Source organism: Nesterenkonia cremea (assembly GCF_014642675.1).
GTDB lineage: Bacteria > Actinomycetota > Actinomycetes > Actinomycetales > Micrococcaceae > Nesterenkonia > Nesterenkonia cremea.
The window spans coordinates 158983-177183 of record NZ_BMIS01000005.1; the positions used below are offsets into that span (position 1 = coordinate 158983).

17 protein-coding genes are annotated in these 18201 nt (G+C 67.9%); 11 read left to right on the top strand and 6 right to left on the bottom strand.

All coding sequences use genetic code 11. From position 1 onward, the window contains the following. Nucleotides 1-2: 2 nt before the first annotated feature. The 3 genes from IEW85_RS07350 to IEW85_RS07360 are packed head-to-tail and all read right to left on the bottom strand — an operon-like array spanning nt 3 to nt 6109. Nucleotides 3-2720: a glycosyltransferase gene (locus IEW85_RS07350; protein ID WP_188684192.1), complete on the bottom strand. Its 2718-nt coding sequence runs from the start codon at nt 2718-2720 to the stop codon at nt 3-5. Next, nucleotides 2717-3034: a hypothetical protein gene (locus tag IEW85_RS07355; protein WP_188684194.1), complete on the bottom strand. Its 318-nt coding sequence runs from the start codon at nt 3032-3034 to the stop codon at nt 2717-2719. The genes IEW85_RS07350 and IEW85_RS07355 overlap by 4 nt, the downstream gene beginning before the upstream one ends. Beyond that, nucleotides 3035-6109 (bottom strand): glycosyltransferase family A protein, encoded by a 3075-nt coding sequence (locus tag IEW85_RS07360; protein WP_188684196.1) that lies wholly within the window; start codon nt 6107-6109, stop codon nt 3035-3037. A gap of 84 nt (nt 6110-6193) precedes the next feature. Here IEW85_RS07360 and ffh point away from each other — a divergent pair, with 84 nt between their 5' ends. From ffh to rnhB, 9 genes are all read left to right on the top strand, one after another. After that, complete coding sequence (gene ffh, locus IEW85_RS07365; protein ID WP_188684198.1) at nt 6194-7819, top strand: signal recognition particle protein; 1626 nt, start codon at nt 6194-6196, stop codon at nt 7817-7819. Nucleotides 7820-8029: 210 nt separating this feature from the next. Then, nucleotides 8030-8455: a 30S ribosomal protein S16 gene (gene rpsP, locus IEW85_RS07370; RefSeq protein ID WP_188684200.1), complete on the top strand. Its 426-nt coding sequence runs from the start codon at nt 8030-8032 to the stop codon at nt 8453-8455. Nucleotides 8456-8472: 17 nt separating this feature from the next. Continuing rightward, nucleotides 8473-8712 (top strand): RNA-binding protein, encoded by a 240-nt coding sequence (locus tag IEW85_RS07375; RefSeq protein WP_188684318.1) that lies wholly within the window; start codon nt 8473-8475, stop codon nt 8710-8712. 14 nt (nt 8713-8726) lie between these two features. After that, nucleotides 8727-9299, top strand: a complete 573-nt coding sequence (gene rimM, locus IEW85_RS07380) for a ribosome maturation factor RimM (protein ID WP_188684202.1) — start codon at nt 8727-8729, stop codon at nt 9297-9299. 10 nt (nt 9300-9309) lie between these two features. Next, complete coding sequence (gene trmD, locus IEW85_RS07385; protein WP_188684204.1) at nt 9310-10092, top strand: tRNA (guanosine(37)-N1)-methyltransferase TrmD; 783 nt, start codon at nt 9310-9312, stop codon at nt 10090-10092. Nucleotides 10093-10283: 191 nt separating this feature from the next. Next, nucleotides 10284-10679 carry a 50S ribosomal protein L19 gene (gene rplS / locus IEW85_RS07390; RefSeq protein WP_188684206.1) on the top strand — a complete coding sequence of 132 codons (396 nt, stop codon included), beginning with the start codon at nt 10284-10286 and terminating at the stop codon, nt 10677-10679. A gap of 39 nt (nt 10680-10718) precedes the next feature. Beyond that, the gene (gene lepB / locus IEW85_RS07395) at nt 10719-11441 is read left to right on the top strand and encodes a signal peptidase I (protein WP_188684208.1); all 723 of its coding nucleotides are present in this window, start codon (nt 10719-10721) and stop codon (nt 11439-11441) included. Next, a complete protein-coding gene (gene lepB / locus IEW85_RS07400) occupies nt 11434-12207 on the top strand; it encodes a signal peptidase I (protein WP_229658882.1) in 774 nt (257 codons plus the stop codon). The genes lepB (IEW85_RS07395) and lepB (IEW85_RS07400) overlap by 8 nt, the downstream gene beginning before the upstream one ends. Nucleotides 12208-12216: 9 nt before the next feature. Continuing rightward, nucleotides 12217-12885, top strand: a complete 669-nt coding sequence (rnhB, locus tag IEW85_RS07405) for a ribonuclease HII (RefSeq protein ID WP_188684212.1) — start codon at nt 12217-12219, stop codon at nt 12883-12885. Between the two features lie 48 nt (nt 12886-12933). Here rnhB and IEW85_RS07410 read toward each other — a convergent pair whose 3' ends face one another. From IEW85_RS07410 to IEW85_RS07420, 3 genes are read right to left on the bottom strand one after another with little or no spacing between them, the layout of a single operon-like run. Further along, entirely contained in the window at nt 12934-14361 is a 1428-nt protein-coding gene (locus tag IEW85_RS07410) for a DNA-processing protein DprA (protein ID WP_188684214.1), read from the bottom strand. After that, nucleotides 14358-15968, bottom strand: coding sequence for a YifB family Mg chelatase-like AAA ATPase (locus tag IEW85_RS07415; RefSeq protein ID WP_188684216.1), 1611 nt, complete (start codon nt 15966-15968; stop codon nt 14358-14360). The genes IEW85_RS07410 and IEW85_RS07415 overlap by 4 nt, the downstream gene beginning before the upstream one ends. Then, a complete protein-coding gene (locus tag IEW85_RS07420) occupies nt 15965-16327 on the bottom strand; it encodes a YraN family protein (protein WP_188684218.1) in 363 nt (120 codons plus the stop codon). The genes IEW85_RS07415 and IEW85_RS07420 overlap by 4 nt, the downstream gene beginning before the upstream one ends. Before the next feature lie 130 nt (nt 16328-16457). Here IEW85_RS07420 and IEW85_RS07425 point away from each other — a divergent pair, with 130 nt between their 5' ends. Continuing rightward, on the top strand, nt 16458-17408 hold the full coding sequence (locus IEW85_RS07425) for a tyrosine recombinase XerC (protein WP_188684220.1): 951 nt from the start codon (nt 16458-16460) through the stop codon (nt 17406-17408). Nucleotides 17409-17545: 137 nt separating this feature from the next. Next, complete coding sequence (locus IEW85_RS07430) at nt 17546-18049, top strand: DUF3145 domain-containing protein (RefSeq protein ID WP_188684222.1); 504 nt, start codon at nt 17546-17548, stop codon at nt 18047-18049. Nucleotides 18050-18201: the final 152 nt, after the last annotated feature.

The window sequence follows — 18201 nt, forward strand, 5'->3', positions numbered from 1 at the left end:
CTTCAGCCCTTCTTCCGCTCCTTATTGCGGGCGACTTCGAGCTGGGCGAAGAAGCTCTGGATGCGGGTGCTCTTCCAGGACCGCGGGCCGTAGCACTCCAGGATGGAGGCCAGGTTCTCCGCAGCCTCCAACCACTGGTCCTCGGGGACGCGGCGCAGCTTGGGCAGGTGCCACTGTTCGGTGAAGCGCTCCAGGCGGGTCTCGTTATAGGTCTGGAGCAGCCCTACCTCGCGCAGCCACTGTGAGCGGGCCTCATCCAGGGCACGGTACTTATCGAAGTAGCGGGCGTTGATGGTGTTCACCGTGGAGTTGCTGACCACTGCGTAGTAGGTGTGGATCGGTGTGGTGACCGTCCGGATCCTCTGCGCGTAGTGCAGCATCTGCTGGAAGAAGTAGGTGTCTTGGCCCACGGCTCCCAGCGGCTGGACCAGCCCCAGGGACTGCAGCCATTCGGTGCGCGCTGCCAGGGTCTGGATGCCGAAGGGCCGGAACTGCAGCCGCGCCAGCGCATCATCGGGCACCTCGATGGTCCCCTCGGCGTCCACACAGTCGGCGAAGGCATCCATGAGCACCTGGTGGTAGTCCTGCATGCGCAGTCCGGTGGACCAGATGGTCATTCCGCCCACGGCGAAGTCGACGTCGGGATGCTCCTGAAGCTGCTCCAGCAGCCGGGCGAAGCCGTCCTCGACCATCTCATTATCAGGATCCAGATAGGTCACGTAGGGGGTCTCGGTCAGCTCAAGCCCGGTGTTCCGCGGCCGGGACGCTGAGCCGGAGCCGCCCGGAGCGTGCCGGTAGGCGGTCACATTGGACCACTCGGTGGTCAGCTCCTCGATGGTGGCCACCGTGAACGGATCTGTGGAGCCGTCATCCACCAGCAGGATATGCATCCGGGAGAACACGCTGGAGCGCCGCAGCGAGGCGAAGGCCTTATGCCGCAGATGTCCGCCGTTGTTGTAGACCGGCACCACCACAGTCAGATCCAGCCCCGCATCCTGCGGTCCGCGCGCTGTGGAGGAGTCCTCGACGCCGACCGGTCGGCGTTCCTCTGCGCGGCGGTGGCCCAGGTGGTCCAGGGCGTAGATCCGGGTGGTCTTCGCCGCGGTGCGCAAGGCCTCCGGGGACAGCTCCGCCGTGGTGGGCCTCCACCAGGCGGTCAGCTCCAGCGGAGCGTCCAGGGCGGCAAAACCCTGGTGGTGCCGGTGCGCCTGAACGTCCGCCTCTGGGGCCTCGGCGTCGAGCTTGGCAGTGATCTTGGCCGACTGGTAGCTGAAGGCCGCCAGATGATCGGTCACATAGCCGGGGGAGTAGTGCCGCTGGGAGGAGACCGGGAGCAGGACCTCATAGCCCTCGTCATAGTCCTGGAGCCGCTCCCAGGAGATCAGGTCCTGGACCGGCCGGATCTGTTGGACCAGCAGGGCCTCACGCAACTGATCGGTGACCTCATCGGCCACCGCCACCACACGTGTCTCCGGGAGCTCTGGAACATCCAGGCCCGCGGCCCCGCACAGGGTGCGCAGCTGCTGGGCGGCATGGTGCTCCAGGAAGACCTTGCGGATGCCATCGGCCTGGACCCGGCGCAGCTCCTCCACCGTCAGGCTGCGCAGCGTATCCGCCACATCCTGCTGGGAGTTGGCCAGGTGCACCTCCGGAAGATAGGAGTTCACACCCTGGTTGTAGCTGGCCAGGACGAAGCTGCCCGAGGCCAGCAGCTGCAGCACCCTCGGGGCGACAGCGGACTGCGAATCGGCCACTGAGCTCAGCGTGATCCCGATGTCGGTCAGGCGATCCACAGCGGCCGTCTCCGCGGCGCTGCGCGCCGACGTCACATAGGGCCGGTGCCGGATGGGCAGATCCGCCAGCGGATCCGTGCCCTCCGGGCAGGAGCCGTCGGCGGCCAGCGCCAGCGGCAGCTCAGCATCGATGACGGCGTCGAGGATCCACTGCAGGTGGTCCCCGGACTGCTCGGCCGGCTCCGGCATCCACGCATCGGCGAAGGACACCGTGCACGCGGCGGCCGTGCCTGCGGCGTGACGGGAGCCGATCGGCGAGTGGTGCAGCGGGTTCACCGCGGAGGGCAGCAGGTGCACCCGCGGCTGACGCGAGCCCCCCACGGCCTGTGCGGCCAGAAGCTTCTCATAGCGCTGGACCTGCTCCTCTGAGGGGGCTGCCACCGCTGCGGCGCGCTGAGCCAGAGCCAGCACCTGCTCCGAGGGGTCCTCGAAGCCGTAGTCCCAGAAGATCACCGGGGTGCCGGCAGGCAGCAGCTGCGCAGGCACACCCTCACCGAAGGCTTCGGCAGTGACAGGGGAGAGCACCACCAGATCAGCGGACTCGTTGAGCGTCTGATCAGCCTCCCAGGAGATGGCCTCGCAGAGCCCTCTGAGGTGCCCGCTCAGCGTCTCATCGGCCAGCACCGCGACTCGCAGATCCAGCCGGGGCGCGGCCGGTCCGAGCTCTCCCAGACTGTGGGAGCTGTGGCTGTCGGGACCGTGGCCGTCGAGATCGCCGGCGTCGGGAAGCAGCGCATCCAGCAGCGCGCCGGCATCCTCCTCCTGGCCATGCTGCCCAGCTTTGTCTTGCTGCACAGCGCGCAGGAAAGGCGCCGAGCGCAGCGGGCCGAGCAGCCCGGCCTGGGCCACGGCCTCGGCCGAGGGGTTCTGCTGCAGCTGCCTGACACGCTCCAGGCTGTGGCTCAGCTGAGACGTACGAGCTGTCATGACCGGGAGATTCCAGCCTTCTTGGCCACGCGGCCCAGCTTCTGACGGGCCACGCGGGCGGCCCGGTCCGGATGCTGCAGCGTGAACTCCACGCGGCGCTTGGCCTTCGCTGCGAAGCCCAGGTCCGGAATCAGCTGGCTGCTCTCGGCCTTGGCCATGCCCTCCTCCAGCTCGGCGACCCGCTGCTTGAGCTGGGCGATGTCGGTGTCCTGGAGGCGCTCGAGCTGGGCATAGGCCCACCGCAGCTCACTCAGCATCGCCTCCTGCTGCTCCAGCAGCGCGACGATGACATCCTGCTCAGACTGTGACGTCATTTAGGCATCCTTCAGTGGGTCGTTCAGCTGTTGACGAGGGTGACGCTTGAAGAAGCGTCTGGCTTCGAGGTCCTTCCACCGGTGATCCCCGTAGAGTGCGGCGATCTGGTGGAGGACCTCTGCGGCCTCAGTGCGCTGGGCCTCCGGGACCTGCTTGAGCTTCCGGAGGTACCAGGTGATGAAGAAGCGTTCGAAGCGGGTCTCCAGGTACTCCTGCTTCAGCCCGATCTCCTCCAACCAGGCGGCCCGAGCCTGTTCCAGGCCCAGATACTTGCGGAAGTAGTTGGGGGAGACCACGTTGACGATCGAGGTCTCCACGGCACCGTAGTAGGTGTATACCGGGCGGAACACCGGGGCGTAGGCCTCGGTGTGGTACAGCAGCTGCTGGAAGAAGAACGTGTCTTGTCCGACCGCTCCCACCGGCTGCTCCAGGCCCAGCGACTGCAGCCAGTCGGTGCGGGCCACCATGGCCTCGATGCTGGCCGGCCGGAACCTGATCCGCACCAGCGAATCCCGCGTGGGTCGGAAGAGTCCGTCCACCTGCTCGATCGCCTGGGAGAACCAGTCGTGGTAGTCCTGCACCAGCAGGCGGTTGGTCCACACGGCCATATTCCCCAGCGAGAAGTTCGCCTCCGGGTGCGCCCTGAGCGTGTCCAGCAGCTCGGAGTAGCCCTCGGCCAGCTCCTCATCATCCGGGTCCAGATAGGTCACGAAGGGCGTGTGGGTCAGCGCCAGACCGGTGTTCCGCGGACGGGAGGCAGAGCCGGACCCGCCGCGTCCGTGGTGGAAGGCCGAGACGTTCGGCCAGGCGGCGGCGAGCTCCTCGACGGTCTCCGTGGTGCCCGGATCGGTGGAGCCGTCATTGATGAGCAGGATGTGCATCCGGGTGAAGATGCTGGAGCGCCGCAGCGAGGCGAAGGCCTTATGCCGCAGGTGGTCGCCGTTGTTGTAGATGGGCACCACCACGGCCAGCTCCAGATCCTGGCTCCGCGCAGTGCGGCGGAAGCGCTCACCGGCGGCGCTCAGATCCTCACCCTCGATGAGCTGTGCCGGAGTGCGGCGCCCGACGCCGGCCCGCACCTCAGCAGGCACGCGCGTCCGGTCGGATGCCTCCCTGGACGCGGCCGAGCTCTCGGCTGACGCCTCCGCCGAGCGCCGAGCGCGCGGCGAACCCGGAGGCGGCGGGGGAAGCGTGGCCTTCTGGGCCGCACCGCCGAAGATGATCTCGTCGAAGCTGCGCCGCACCCGCTTGGGTGCGGCGGAGGGCGCCCGGCGCACTCCGATGTGGTCCCCGGCGTAGACCGTGGTCTCCGCCGCGGCCCGGCGCAGTCCCGACGCCGACTCCAGCAGCTCGGTGCTGGGCCGCCACCAGGCGCTGCGCTCCAGGGCGAAGATCTCCTCGGCGGCACCGCTGTGGTGACGGTGGGCCAGATGGTCGGTCTGCTCGGCGCTGCCCAGCAGCTTGGTGACCACTGCGGCGTCCTGATAGGCGAAGGTGGTCAGCTGATCCAGCGCGTAGTTGGGCGCATAGTGCAGTGCGGGGGAGACCGGCAGCAGCATGGTGAGCTGATTCTGCTCGGGATCCTGGGCCAGCTCCTCCCAGCTCAGCAGCTCCACCGGGATGGTCTGGGCGTCCATGGCCCCGCGCAGCTGCTCGGTGATCTCCTCGGCGACAGCCACCACGCGCTGCTCTGGATCCTCGATCTCCAGGCCCGCGGCAGTGCAGATCTGGGCCAGCGCATCACGTGCGTGGTTGTCCCGGAAGACCTTGCGCAGCCCGTCGTTCTGGACGCGGCGCAGCTCCTCCAGGGTCAGCGTGTCCAGCGTCTTGGCGACGTCGGCGGCGTCGTTGGCGATGTAGACCTGCGGATAGTAGGAGTTCACACCTTGGCTGTAGGTGGAGAGCACCATGGTGCCGCAGGCCTGCAGATCCAGGACCTGCTGCTCCACAGCTGTCTGCGAGGCCGGATGTGGGCTGACGGCCGCAGCGATGTCCACGCTGCGCAGCAGGCCGGGCACAGCCTGCTGCGCATCCGACTGGACGGGCAGCCGGCGAAAGGTGGAGAGCGCGTGCTCTGCCGGGATGTGAAGCGTGCCGTGCTCCTCGAAGAACGCGGCCGGGCGCTGGGCGGCGGCCAGCCCGTCGATCAGCGGCTCAGCGTACTCGGCCACCTGTGCGGCGAGCGGCTCGGCGGGGGTTCCGGCCAGCAGCACCAGATCCGAGGCGGCCGGGCGGCTGCCGATCGGCGTGTGGATCAGCGGGTTCACTGAGGCGGGCAGCACGTCGACGCTGCGCGCCTGCGGGCAGCTGGCGCGGTACGACTCCACGGACTCGGCGCGCGGGGTGGCGATGCGGTCGCAGGCCGCGGCCAGCCCGGCAGACTGCTCGAAGGCCAGCGGCTCCGCCAGCGCGGTGAAGACAGTGGGGACTCCGGCGCGGCGGAAGGAGGGAAGGACTTCCTGCACCAGTGCGGGGTGCAGCTGGTCAGCCTGACCCCAGCCCTCGGCGTCGGTGAAGGGGGCGGTGACCAACAGCAGGTCCAGACCGCTGATGCTGCCCCAGTTCGCCGGGGTGATGCGGACCAGCTCAGCCTGACCGGCGAAGCGGGCCCAGCCGGCGTCGTCGCCGATCACACCGATCCTCAGCTCCAGCGGAGGATGGGAGATGCCGTGCCGACCGGCGGGCAGACGCTGCCCGGCCTCCAGAGTCTCGCCCAGCAGGCGGCTGGGGGTCTGGACGGCGGGGGAGAGCTGCTGATGGACGGTGAGCGAGCGGAAGTCCTGAGGATCCAGCGAACTCAGCGCCTTGGTGGAGAAGGAGCTGATCTGCTCGGTGAACGTGCGCTGCTCGGCATAGGCCTGCGCCCGCTCGGTATGGGCCTGCGCGGACTCCTGCCAGGGGGCCGGGGTCCGGCCCCCATCCAGCTGCGCTCCGGCCAGGGCTCGGGCGGCCGCCCCATGGGCCTCCTCCACCGTCTCCATCACGTGGGAATAACTGCGCAGAGCCGCAGTGAGCACGTCCTGCCTGGGTGTCTCGTCCTCTGCCGGGGAGCTGCTGCCGTCGATCCATCGCACATTGATACTCTAGACGCTTGAGACTTAAAGGGTCATGCGACCCTCCCGGATCATCCCGACCACAATCTGAGGAAACAGCGCGACGTGTTCAACTCACTCTCCGATCGCCTGACAGCGACGTTCAAGAATCTCCGCGGCAAGGGCCGGCTCAGCGAGGCTGACATCGATGGCACCGCACGCGAGATCCGCCGCGCGCTGCTCGACGCCGATGTGGCCGTGCCGGTGGTCCGCGAGTTCATCGCCAAGATCAAGGCCCGCGCAATGGGTGCCGAGGTCTCCGAGGCGCTGAACCCCGGTCAGCAGGTCGTCAAGATCGTCAATGAGGAGCTCAAGGGCATCCTCGGCGGCGAGACCCGCGAGCTGCAGCTGGCCAAGAATCCGCCCACAGTCATCATGCTGGCCGGTCTGCAGGGTGCCGGTAAGACCACGCTGGCCGGCAAGCTGGCCGCGCACCTGAAGGGCAAGGGACACACCCCCATGCTCGCGGCCTGTGACCTCCAGCGCCCCAACGCGGTCAACCAGCTGCAGGTCGGCGGCGAGCGGGCCGGCGTCCCGGTCTACGCCCCGCATCCGGGCATCAGCTCCGAGGCCGAGACCCCCACCGGGGATCCGGTCAGGGTGGCCCGGGACGCCGTGGCCGAGGCGCAGTCCAAGCTGCACGACATCGTCATCGTCGATACCGCAGGCCGCCTGGGTGTGGATCAGGAGCTGATGCAGCAGGCCGCAGACATCAAGGCGGCGGTGGGCGCCCACGAGACCCTCTTCGTCATCGACTCGATGATCGGTCAGGATGCGGTCAACACCGCCCAGGCCTTCAACGAGGGCGTGGACTTCACCGGCGTGGTCCTCACCAAGCTCGACGGTGATGCCCGCGGCGGCGCCGCACTCTCGGTGGCGCAGGTGACCGGCAAGCCGGTCATGTACGCCTCCACCGGTGAGGGTCTGAAGGACTTCGAGGTCTTCCACCCGGACCGTATGGCCAAGCGCATCCTGGACATGGGCGATGTGCTCTCGCTCATCGAGCAGGCCGAGGCCAGCTGGGACAAGGACGAGGCCGCCAAGATGGCCCAGAAGTTCGCCGATCAGGAGGACTTCACCCTCGAGGACTTCCGGTCCCAGATGCAGCAGCTCAAGAAGATGGGCTCCATGAAGAAGCTGCTGGGCATGATGCCCGGCGCTCAGGGGATGCGTCAGCAGCTGGACCAGTTCGACGACTCCTCGGTGGACCGCATCGAGGCCATCATCAACTCCATGACTACGCATGAGCGGGTGGCCCCCAAGATCATCAACGGCTCGCGCCGCGCCCGCATCGCCAAGGGATCCGGCGTCCACGTCTCTGAGGTCAACCAGCTGCTGGAGCGCTTCGGCCAGGCCCAGAAGATGATGAAGAAGATGGCCGGCGGCGGGGGCGGAATGCCAGGTGGTATGCCGGGGATGCCGGGCGGCGGCGCAGGCATGCCTGGGATGGGCGGAATGCCCGGAGGCGGTGCCGGCGGAGGCAAGAAGAAGGGCAAGCAGGCCGGCAAGAACAAGAAGAAGGCCAAGTCCGGCAACCCGGCGAAGGCCGCTCAGCAGGCCCGCGAGGCCGAAGAGCGCCGCGCACAGGCCGCGGAGAAGCGCATGGACGGATCCAGCTTCGGAGGCGGCGAGCAGGACTTCGATCCCTCGAACCTGAGCCTGCCGAAGGGCTTCGAGAAGTACCTCAAGTGACCTGGTGAGAGCTGTGCGGCGGTCCGGCCTGTCCGAATCGCGCTCAGCTCTGACTTATGACAAAATCAATACGTACTTTGCTCAGTGTCCGGGGCACCCTCTACTCCCTCGATGCTGACCAACGTTCTGGCGCAGGACGATGGCTGTTTGCATACCCCACGCAGACCAGGTCCTCGGCGCACCCCAAGACATACAGGAGAAACCACACAAGTGGCAGTCAAGATTCGTCTGAAGCGCATGGGTAAGATCCGTGCACCGTTCTACCGCGTCGTCGTCATGGACTCCAAGGCCAAGCGCGATGGTGCTGCGATCGAGCAGATCGGCAAGTACCACCCGACTGAGGAGCCCTCGCTCATCGATATCAACTCGGAGCGTGCTCAGTACTGGCTCTCCGTCGGCGCTCAGCCGACTGAGCAGGTGCTGGCTCTTCTGAAGGTGACCGGCGACTGGCAGAAGTTCAAGGGCATCGAGGGTGCCGAGGGCACTCTGAAGGCCAAGACCGCCAAGGAGGAGTACGTCGTGCCCTCCAAGGGTTCGGTCATCGTCGAGAAGTCCGAGGCTCCTGCCGAGCAGGCTGAGGAGGCTCCTGCCGAGGAGGGGGCTTCTGAGGAAGCCGCTGAGGAGAAGGCCGAGTAATCATGGTTGCTGACGCAGTGCTCACCGACGCCCTGGAACATCTGGTCCGCGGCATCGTGGACTCCCCGGACGATGTGGATGTCCGCCGCAAGAACGGCCGGCGCCACGACGTCCTTCAGGTCCGCGTGCACCCCGAGGACCTCGGCCGCGTGATCGGCCGTGCCGGGCGCACCGCCAAGGCACTGCGCACTGTGGTCACCGCCCTGCCGGGAGGCGAGAACGTCCGGGTCGACGTGGTCGACACCGACCGCCGCTGACCGGTCATACCGCCGTGACCACACATAACCGAGCCGCAAGCGACCCGCAGGCGTCCCCTTCCGAGGGGGAGCGCCTGCGGGTCGCTCGCGTCGGCAAGCCCCACGGTGTCCGGGGAGAAGTCACCGTTCAGCTCTTCACTGATGATCCGGCCCAGCGCCTGGCCCCCGGTGCAGTGCTGCTGCGCGAACCGGGCAGGGACACCGTCGATCGCAGCACCCGGCAGCTGACCGTCTCGGCCCAGCGCTGGAACAAGACCATCTGCCTGCTGGGCTTCGAAGAGGTCCGGGACCGCACTGCGGCCGAGAACCTCCGCGGCTCCGTGCTCTTCGTGGAGCTGGCCGCAGAGCCTGAGGACGACGCTGACGAGTGGTACAGCCACGAGCTCGAGGGCCTGCGCTGCGTGGATCCCTCCGGGGAGACCCTGGGCACCGTCCGCGAGCTGATCACCGGACCGGCTCAGGATCTGCTGGCCGTGGAGACCCCTGAGGGCGAGGAGGTCCTGGTGCCCTTCGTCCAGGAGCTCGTCCCTGAGATCGACGTGGAGGCCGAGGTCATCACTCTGGACCCGCCCCACGGTCTCTTCTGAGGAGGCAGCGGTGCGCATCGACCTCCTCTCCATCTTTCCCGAATTCTTCGACGTCCTGGACCTCTCGCTGATCGGCAGGGCCCAGCAGGACGGCCTGCTGGAGGTCAACCGCATCCAGCCCCGGGACTTCACCACCGATAAGCACCGGACGGTGGACAGCCCGCCCGCCGGAGGTGGTGCCGGCATGGTCATGAAGCCAGAGCCCATCGCCCAGGCGCTGGAGTCTGTGCTGCAGGCTTCCGGCGGTGACGCCGTTGAGCCCCACGCCGGCGAGTCCGATTCTGCGGCTGACTCGGGCCCTTCGCAGCGTCCCGTGCTGATCATCCCCACCCCCTCCGGCGAGCTCTTCACCCAGCGCGCGGCCGAGGAGCTGGCGCAGCGGGACCACCTGGTCTTCGCCGCAGGCCGCTTCGAAGGCATCGACCAGCGGGTCAGCGACTGGGCCCAGGACCACTTCGAAGTCCGTCCGATGAGCATCGGCGACTATGTGCTCAACGGGGGAGAGGCCGCCGTCGTGGTGATGGCGGAGGCCATCACTCGCCTGATTCCCGGCGTCATCGGCAACCCCGAGTCTCTGGACGAGGAATCCCATGCCGGCGACGGTCTGCTGGAATATCCCGTCTATACCAAACCGGCGCAGTGGCGCGGGCACGAGACCCCGCAGATCCTGCTCTCCGGAGACCACGCGAAGATCGCGGCCTGGCGGCGTGAGCAGCAGGAGCTGCGGACCCGGAAGGGACGCCCTGACATCTGGGCGCGCCATGTGGTCGCGCAGGAGCGCGAATCCAGGTAGGATGGACCCCTGTGCCTGCTGGGCGCTGACTCTGCCATAGGGGAGAGGCGTCAACAGACGGGCCCCGGGTGCCGGCATTCCGCCGAACCCGGAACCCCAAGACTGTAGACCAGTGCCGCATGCCTGTGCGTGCGGCCCGGGTCCCTGATATCAGGGAACTGACCTGTGGCAGATCCCTGGAGGAGAGAGCTATGCATAAGCTTGACTTCGTCGACGCAGCCAGCCTGCGGAACGACATCCCGGAGTTCGGCCCAGGCGACACCGTCAACGTGCACGTGAACATCATTGAGGGCAAGACCACTCGTGTCCAGGTCTTCAAGGGCTACGTGATCGGTCGCCAGGGTCGCGGCGTCGGTGAGACCTTCACCGTCCGCAAGATCTCCTTCGGTGTGGGCGTGGAGCGCACCTTCCCGGTGCACACCCCGATCATCGAGAAGATCGAGGTCGCTGCCCGCGGTGATGTGCGTCGTGCCAAGCTGTACTACATGCGTGACCGTCACGGTAAGGCTGCTCGCATCCCCGAGAAGCGCGAGTCCGCCATCGCCCGTCAGCAGGGCGAGGACGTCGAGGCAGTCACCGAGGCCTGAGCCTCGCCTGACGCATCATGCGCTGACATCATTCTCTGAATGAATTCTCAGAAGAGCCCTGGGCCCGAAGCCTCCGAGCTTCCGGCCCGGGGCTCTTCGCATGCCGGCGGGGCACGACGGCTGAAGCTTCGCCACCTCTTCGGCGCCGCAGTGCTGCTGGCGCTGATCGCCACAGTGCTGCTGCGCAGTCTGGTGGCCGATGTCTATACGGTCAGCCAGGACTCCATGCACCCCACCCTCGACGACGGCGAGCGGATCCTGGTGGAGAAAGGCTACCCGGATGAGGACGGCGCTCAGCGCGGGGACCTGATCGTCTTCGACGGAACAGGCTCCTTCGCCCCCTATGAGGGCGAGTCCGGCGTGCTGGTCCAGACCCTGGAGCAGGTGGGGCACTGGTTCGGTATCGGGTCCCCTCCGGACACCTACGTGAAGCGGGTGATCGCTGTGGGCGGTGACACCGTGGCCTGCTGCGATGACCAGGGGCGGGTGTCCATCAACGGCGAGCCGCTGGAGGAGCCCTACCTGCAGACTCCGCCCACTGCAGAGAGGCCGGCCTCAGGCACCTCCTTCGAATCCACGGTCCCGCCGGGACGGGTGTGGGTGATGGGCGATCACCGTGAGGTCTCCATCGATTCCCGTGCCCTGCTGGGAGCGCCCGGCGGGGGTATGATCAGCGAAGATCGGATCATCGGACGAGCGACCGATGTGTTCTGGCCCTGGGATGATCGCCGCCGGCTCGAGAACGGAGAGAACGATGGCTGAGAGCGAAGAGGAACCGCAGACCCGCCGGCAGCGGCGGGAGTCCTCCCAACGCCGGGGCACCCTGAAGGAACGCAGCCCGTTCCTGTCCTTCGTGACCGAATGCGCGATCGTGATCGTGCTGGCCATCGTGATCTCCTTCGTGGTGAAGACCTTCTTCCTACGCGCCTTCTACATCCCCTCGGAGTCCATGGAGGAGACGCTCCAGGTGGACGACCGGATCGTGGTCAACCTGCTGGCCCCAGGGGTCATGGATATCGACCGCGGCGATGTGGTCGTCTTCGAAGACACCCGCGAATGGTGGGGCAGCGGCGCCGCACCGGAGACCAACGCCTTCCAGGACGCGATGATCTTCGTGGGCCTGATGCCGGACACCTCCTCCCACTACGTGGTCAAGCGTGTGGTCGGCATGGAGGGCGACCACATCGAGTGCTGCGACGACGAGGGCCGGATCCTGGTCAACGGCGAGCCCATCGATGAGCCCTATCTCTTTCCCAGCGATGCACCGAGCGCCACGGAGTTCGAGGTGACGGTGCCCGAGGATTCGGTCTGGCTGCTGGGTGATCACCGCAGCGCCTCGGCAGACTCCCGCGCCCACGCCTCCGACCCGGATATGGGAGCGGTGCCGATGGACGACATCATCGGACGCTCGGCCGCGGTCATCTGGCCGATGAACAACTGGGCCGGCGGTGGGTCCGACCGGGACCCCTTCGAACAGGTCCCCGAGGAGCCACCCGCTGAGGACGAGGCGCGGGCCGAGGACGGCTGAGCCTGCAGAATGCCTGAGAACGCAACACTGCTGCCGGAGCTGCGCCTGGCGGCGGCCACCGGCTCGCGCTATATCGCAGGAGTCGATGAGGTCGGACGAGGGGCCCTGGCCGGTCCGGTGACCATCGGAGTCTCCGTCTTCGATATGGCCGACCCGTTGCTGCAGCAGGTCTCGGCCGAGACCGGAGTGGTGGAGCATCTGGACGGGGTCCGGGACTCCAAGCTGCTGACCGCCAAGGCCCGCACCCGCTGGTCTCCGATCATCTGCGAACATGCCGCCGCCTTCAGCGTGCAGCACCGGCAGGCCGAGGAGATCGACGCCGTGGGGATCGGTGCCGCCATGCGCAGCGCCGGTCTGGCCGCGCTCAACGCCGTGGAGCAGCAGCTGGGCACCCGGCTGGATGCAGTCATCCTGGACGGTTCGCACGACTGGCTGACCGGTGGCACCTCCGCACGTGTCCGCTGCGAGGTCAAAGCCGATGTCCGCTGTCTGACAGTGGCCTGCGCCAGTGTGATCGCCAAAGTGGAGCGGGACCGCCTGATGGAGGAGTTGGCGGTGGACCACCCGGAGTACGGCTGGCACTCCAATCGCGGCTACGGCTCGGCCGCACACCGGCAGGCGTTGGCCACCAGCGGAGCCACCTCCTTCCATCGCCGGAGCTGGAACCTGGGCGTGTGAGTAGAACCAGCGTCTGAGCAGGACCGGCGTCTGGGCCCAAGCTGCGTCTCAGCTGGACGCGCGGCTGAGGGCTTTGCCCCACTGGCCGTTGACCGATCGGGCCAGACCCTTGCGCTGAAGCCTGCTCAGCCCGCCCAAGACCTGGGGCATCGGCAGTCCTGCCACCTCGGAGAGCTTCCCCGGTGCGCTGAGTCGTCGTTTGGGCAGCGCGTCCAGCAGCAGACGGTCCGCTTCTCCCAGTGAATCCTCCGGACGGCTTGCCGCCGCCTCCGCCTCCTCACCGGGGCTCAGGGGAAGCCTCTGCTGGGAGCTGACCGCCGTTCCTGCGGCGGCCAGGCCCGGTCTCGCCTGTCCGACCTCCGGGGCCGGGGTGACTCCGGCGATGAGTTCGGCGACATCGGCGGCGTCGCGCACCATCTCTGTGGGCGTGTGCCGCAGAAGCCGGTGGCAGCCTGCGGAGAGCGGGGAGTACACGCTGCCGGGGACTGCTCCCACGGGCCTGCCCAGGCTCAGCGCATGATGGGCCGTGTTCTGCGCCCCGCTGCGCCAGCGTGCCTCCGGGACCACGGTCACCGCGGCCAGGGCGGCGATGATCCGGTTGCGCTGCAGGAAACGGTGCTTGCTGGGGGAGGAGCCCGGCGCCAATTCGCTCAGCAGCAGCCCGGCCTGAGCCACTCCGCGCAGCAGCGTGTCGTTGCCGGCCGGATAGAGCCGGTCCAGTCCGCCGGCCAGCACAGCGATGGTGGGAAGGGGCGAGTCCACCGGGGTGTCCTCTCCGCGATGCTCCCAGGTCCGCAGTGCGGCGCGGTGTACGGCGGCATCCACCCCGTAAGCGCCTCCGGAGAGCAGGCATACCTGCCGTTCGGCCAGGCTTTCGGAGATCTCCGCGGTCACCCGGGCGCCATAGTCGGTGATCTCCCGGGAGCCGACCACGGCCACTGTGCGGTGCAGCTCCGGCAGAGCCTCCACCGGGTGGGAGGAGCGGTCCCGGCGCCACCACAGGGCCAGCGGCTCGGCTGGGCCGAGATCCTTCAGCCCAGCGGGCCACTGCGGATCCTCCGGGACCAGGATCCCGCCGCCGAGTCTGCGCAGCGTGGCCAGGTCCCTGGCTCCTGCGGCCTGATCCTGCCGGGTGCGCCAACGGACCAGCGCCTCACGCAGGTCGCGCTGACGCCCGCTGAGCCCCAAGGCCTCCGCGGCCTCAGCCGCTGACTGCACCAGGCGGGCGGAGGGTGACTCTCCGCTGCAGATCAGGGCGTGTGCCTCGAAGCATCCCATATGGTCCACCACCACACCGCCCAGCAGGTCGCCGGGCTCGATGATCCTGCTCAGTTCGGCTCGGATCCGGCGCAGGTGCTCCTGAGCGTCCACAGTGTCCGTCCCTTCCTCCTGGGTGTGCCGGCTTTCCTGCCCGTGCGGCCCCTGTTGTTCAGTCTTCCTCTGCTGTTCATGCTGACCCTCGCTCACGCTGCTCATGCGGGACCTCCCAGCTGTTGGCGCAGCTGCATGGCGGCGTCGATATGTTCTTCTCCCGGACGGTCCTCTCCGGTGATGTCGCTGATCGTCCAGGCCAGGCGCAGCACCCGCACATAGCCGCGCAAAGAGAGGTCGGCCCGGTCCAAGGCCTCATCCAGCAGACCGGTGGACTCCTTGGGCAGCCTCAATCCGTGGGAGAGCAGCTTCAGCGACACCTGACTGTTCATCTCCAGGCCCCAGGGAGCTAGGCGCTCCCGCTGTGCGGCCCGTGCCCGCATGACCCGCTGCAGCACGGCGCTGGAGGGTTCGCCTGAGGACTCCAAGCTCTGCGAGACCGATCGGGGCCGCTCCACCTGGACCTGACAGTCGATCCGGTCCAGGAGAGGTCCGGAGATCCGGGAGAGATAGGTCCGGCGCTGCAGGACCGTGCAGGTGCATTGGGTTCCCGCGCCGGTGTTCATCCCACACAGGCAGGGGTTGGCCGCCATGACCAGCTGGAAGCGTGCAGGATAGGAGACGGAGCCCGCGGAGCGGTGCAGTGAGACATGGCCCGACTCCAAGGGTTGGCGCAGCGAGTCCAGGACCTGCCGGGAATGCTCAGGCGCCTCATCCAGGAAGAGCACGCCGCGGTGGGCTCGGGTCACCGCTCCCGGTGCCGCCACGCGGGAGCCCCCTCCCACGATGGCCGCCGAACTGGCGCTGTGGTGAGGGGATTCGAAGGGCGGCGTGCGCTGCAGGGAGGTCACCGTCTTGGCATTGGCCGTGATGGAGGCGATGGCGGTGACCTCCATGGCGGCCTCCTCGTCCAGGGGCGGCAGGATGCTCGGAAGCCGCTCCGCCATCATGGTCTTGCCCGCACCCGGAGGGCCCACCAGCAGCAGGTGGTGTCCGCCTGCGGCGGCGGCCTCCAGGGCGAAGCGCGCCTCATACTGGCCATGCACCTCGGCCAGATCCGGCAGCGCGGGGGAGCCGGCATCAGCACCGGCGGTCTCCTCGCCAGGCGCTCGGTCCGCCAGGCGTTCTGTGACCTGCGTGGATGAGCTCCCTCCCCACTGGTGGTCCAGAGGCTCCGGTGTGCCGCCGGGCAGCGGCTTCCACGTCGCGCTGCGGAAGGCATGGGCCACTTCGGCCACATGGTCTCCGGCGAGGATCTCAGCACCGGGGACCAGCGCGGCCTCCGCCGCATTGCCGCGGGAGACCACCACGCGGCTGAACCCTGTCTTCACCGCCGAGGCCACCGCTGGCAGCACACCGCGCACAGGACGCAGCCGTCCGTCCAGTCCCAGTTCAGCCAGGAAGACGATCCCGTCGGTCCCGGTGACGTGGCCGTCAGCTGCCCAGGCGCTCATCAGGATCGCCAGGTCCAGGGAGGAGCCGGACTTCCGCAGGGGAGCGGGCAGCAGATTGATGGTGAGCTTGCGCGGCGGCAGCGCCAGGCCGGTGTTGTTGGCTGCGGACCGGATCCTGTCCTGGCTCTCCTTCAGGGAGGCATCAGGCAGGCCCAGCAGCACGAAGGCCGGAAGGGTCTGGCTGATGTCCGCCTCCACCTCGATCATGTGCCCTTCGGTGCCGATGAGCGCCACACCGGATGCGCGTCCCATGCTCATGGGCGCACATCCTGCAGATGGGTGAGCTCCCGGCAGCTCCCGTCCGGGGCCAGGATCAGCCCGATCACGTCCAGGCGCCGGGGCACGGCCAGCAGCTCCTGGTCTGCGGCATACTCCAGCAGCAGCCGGTAGAGGCGTTCGCGCTTCTTCGCGTCAACGGCCTCCAAGGGGTGGCCGAAGCCTGTTCCGCGGCGGGTCTTCACCTCCACGCCCACCAGGGTGTCCTCATCTCGGGTGACCAGATCCAGCTCGCCGGCCCGGCAGCGCCACCGCTGGTGCAGCACGGTGTGGCCGGCCTCGCGCAGATGCGCGGCCGCCAGCTCCTCGCCCAGGGTCCCGGTCCTGTCCTTGGTCCGCATCAGTGTTCTCCTCTCATCACTGACAGCCTGCGGTCAGAGGGGAGGAATCGCGGTCGGGAATCTCAGTTCTGGGGAGTGGCGGGCGTGTCGTGCAGGGCGGATCGCTCGGTGTGGAGGAAACAATCGAGATATGACCCCGCCGAGCAGCGACCAGGACACCCCGCAGCAGGACCCCCTGCTTCAGGAGTTCGTCTCCCACCTGGTCCATGAGCGGGGTCTCTCGGAGCACAGCATCCGTTCCTATCGCAGCGATCTGACCCAGCTGGTGCAGAGCCAGGGGCCCCTGGAGGGGCTCAGGCTCGCCCGGATCCGAGCATGGCTGGCGGATCTGCACGAACAGGGCCTCAGCCGGTCCACGCTCAACCGGAAGATCGCCTCGGTCCGGGCCTTCTCCGCTTGGTCCCACCGCCGAGGACACCTGCCCGAGGATCCTTCGGTCCGGTTGCGCAGCTCCTCGCGGAGCTCGCATCTGCCCGATGTGCTCCAGCAGCAGCACGTCAACACGCTCACCCAACGGCTGCATGAGCGCAGCCAGGCTGGAGAGCAGGCCCGTGAGCAGGCCCCTGCGACCTATGCGATGACGCTGCGCGATGAGGCCATGGTCGAGCTGCTCTACGCCACCGGCATGCGCGTCTCGGAGCTGGCCGGGCTGGACCTGAGCTCCTTCGTCTCGGACCGCAGGATGGTGCGGGTCCTGGGCAAGGGCAATAAGGAGCGGATGGTTCCCTTCGGAGCTCCGGCCGAACGGGCCGTGCAGCAGTGGGTCGAGGAAGGACGTCCGGAGCTCGCCGGGCAGGACTCCGGCCAGGCGCTGTTCCTGGGACGCCGTGGACGCCGGATCGATGTGCGTGTGGTGCGCAAGGTCGTGGACGATCAGCTCGAGGCGCTGGGTACGACGGCGGCTCGGGGCCCCCATGCGCTGCGGCACAGTGCGGCCACCCATCTGCTGGAGGGAGGGGCCGATCTGCGCACGGTCCAGGAGCTGCTGGGCCATGCCTCACTGTCCACCACACAGATCTACACCCATGTCTCAGTGGACCGGCTGCGGGAGGCCTACGGACGCTCCCACCCGCGCGCCTGATCAGATGGGTGTCAATCGCCGGCGACTCTGTTAAGATGAGCGCGGAACAACTTCATCAGTGCATGATCCGCCATCCACAGATGGTCAGCTGTCGGTCGTAGGGGAAGACGTACCAACAGCAACTGTGGAGGATGGATATGTCTGATCACACGGCACGGGGTGTCCTGCACATCCACTCGGCGCCGGCCGCGCTCTGCCCGCATGTCGAATGGGCAGTGTCTTCGGTCGTCGACGCCCGAGTGGATTTCGAATGGAACCCCCAGCCCGCCGCGCCCGGATCCTACCGGGCGGAACTGACCTGGCAGGGCACGCAGGGCATCGGCGCCACCCTGGCGTCCACTCTGCGCAGCCTCTCTCATCTGCGCTTCGAGGTCACCGAGGATCCCTCACCCGGCTGCGATGGCAGCCGCTGGTCCCACACGCCTGAGCTGGGCATCTTCCACGCCACCACCGACGTCCACGGCAACATCGTGGTCTCTGAGGACCGCATCCGCTACGCCTACGAGATGGGCGCCGGTGACCCCACTGTGGTCTACCAGGAGCTCTCCCTGGCACTCGGCGAGGCCTGGGACGAGGAGCTGGAGACCTTCCGTCACGCCGCAGAGGGCGCCCCCGTGCGCTGGCTGCACCAGGTGGGCTGAGGCTGAGCCTGATGTAAGACCTGCCGCGAGAAAGGCCCACCTCCACGGGTCTGTTCGCTTCCCATGCGGCGGCGCTTCCCATACGCGAGAAGGGCCCCGGTAAGAGATCTGACGATCTCTCACCGGGGCCCTTCTGTATATGCTTTGCGGGT

Bases quoted from the DNA above. Each gene is read 5' to 3' on its own strand.
- IEW85_RS07425 (WP_188684220.1), top strand. From the start codon at position 16,458: ATGACCCCGCCGAGCAGCGACCAGGACACCCCGCAGCAGGACCCCCTG.
- IEW85_RS07420 (WP_188684218.1), bottom strand. From the start codon at position 16,327: ATGCGGACCAAGGACAGGACCGGGACCCTGGGCGAGGAGCTGGCGGCC.
- lepB (WP_188684208.1), top strand. From the start codon at position 10,719: ATGAATTCTCAGAAGAGCCCTGGGCCCGAAGCCTCCGAGCTTCCGGCC.
- IEW85_RS07415 (WP_188684216.1), bottom strand. From the start codon at position 15,968: ATGAGCATGGGACGCGCATCCGGTGTGGCGCTCATCGGCACCGAAGGG.
- rnhB (WP_188684212.1), top strand. From the start codon at position 12,217: ATGCCTGAGAACGCAACACTGCTGCCGGAGCTGCGCCTGGCGGCGGCC.
- rplS (WP_188684206.1), top strand. From the start codon at position 10,284: ATGCATAAGCTTGACTTCGTCGACGCAGCCAGCCTGCGGAACGACATC.
- IEW85_RS07350 (WP_188684192.1), bottom strand. From the start codon at position 2,720: ATGACAGCTCGTACGTCTCAGCTGAGCCACAGCCTGGAGCGTGTCAGG.
- IEW85_RS07410 (WP_188684214.1), bottom strand. From the start codon at position 14,361: ATGAGCAGCGTGAGCGAGGGTCAGCATGAACAGCAGAGGAAGACTGAA.
- IEW85_RS07355 (WP_188684194.1), bottom strand. From the start codon at position 3,034: ATGACGTCACAGTCTGAGCAGGATGTCATCGTCGCGCTGCTGGAGCAG.
- lepB (WP_229658882.1), top strand. From the start codon at position 11,434: ATGGCTGAGAGCGAAGAGGAACCGCAGACCCGCCGGCAGCGGCGGGAG.
- IEW85_RS07430 (WP_188684222.1), top strand. From the start codon at position 17,546: ATGTCTGATCACACGGCACGGGGTGTCCTGCACATCCACTCGGCGCCG.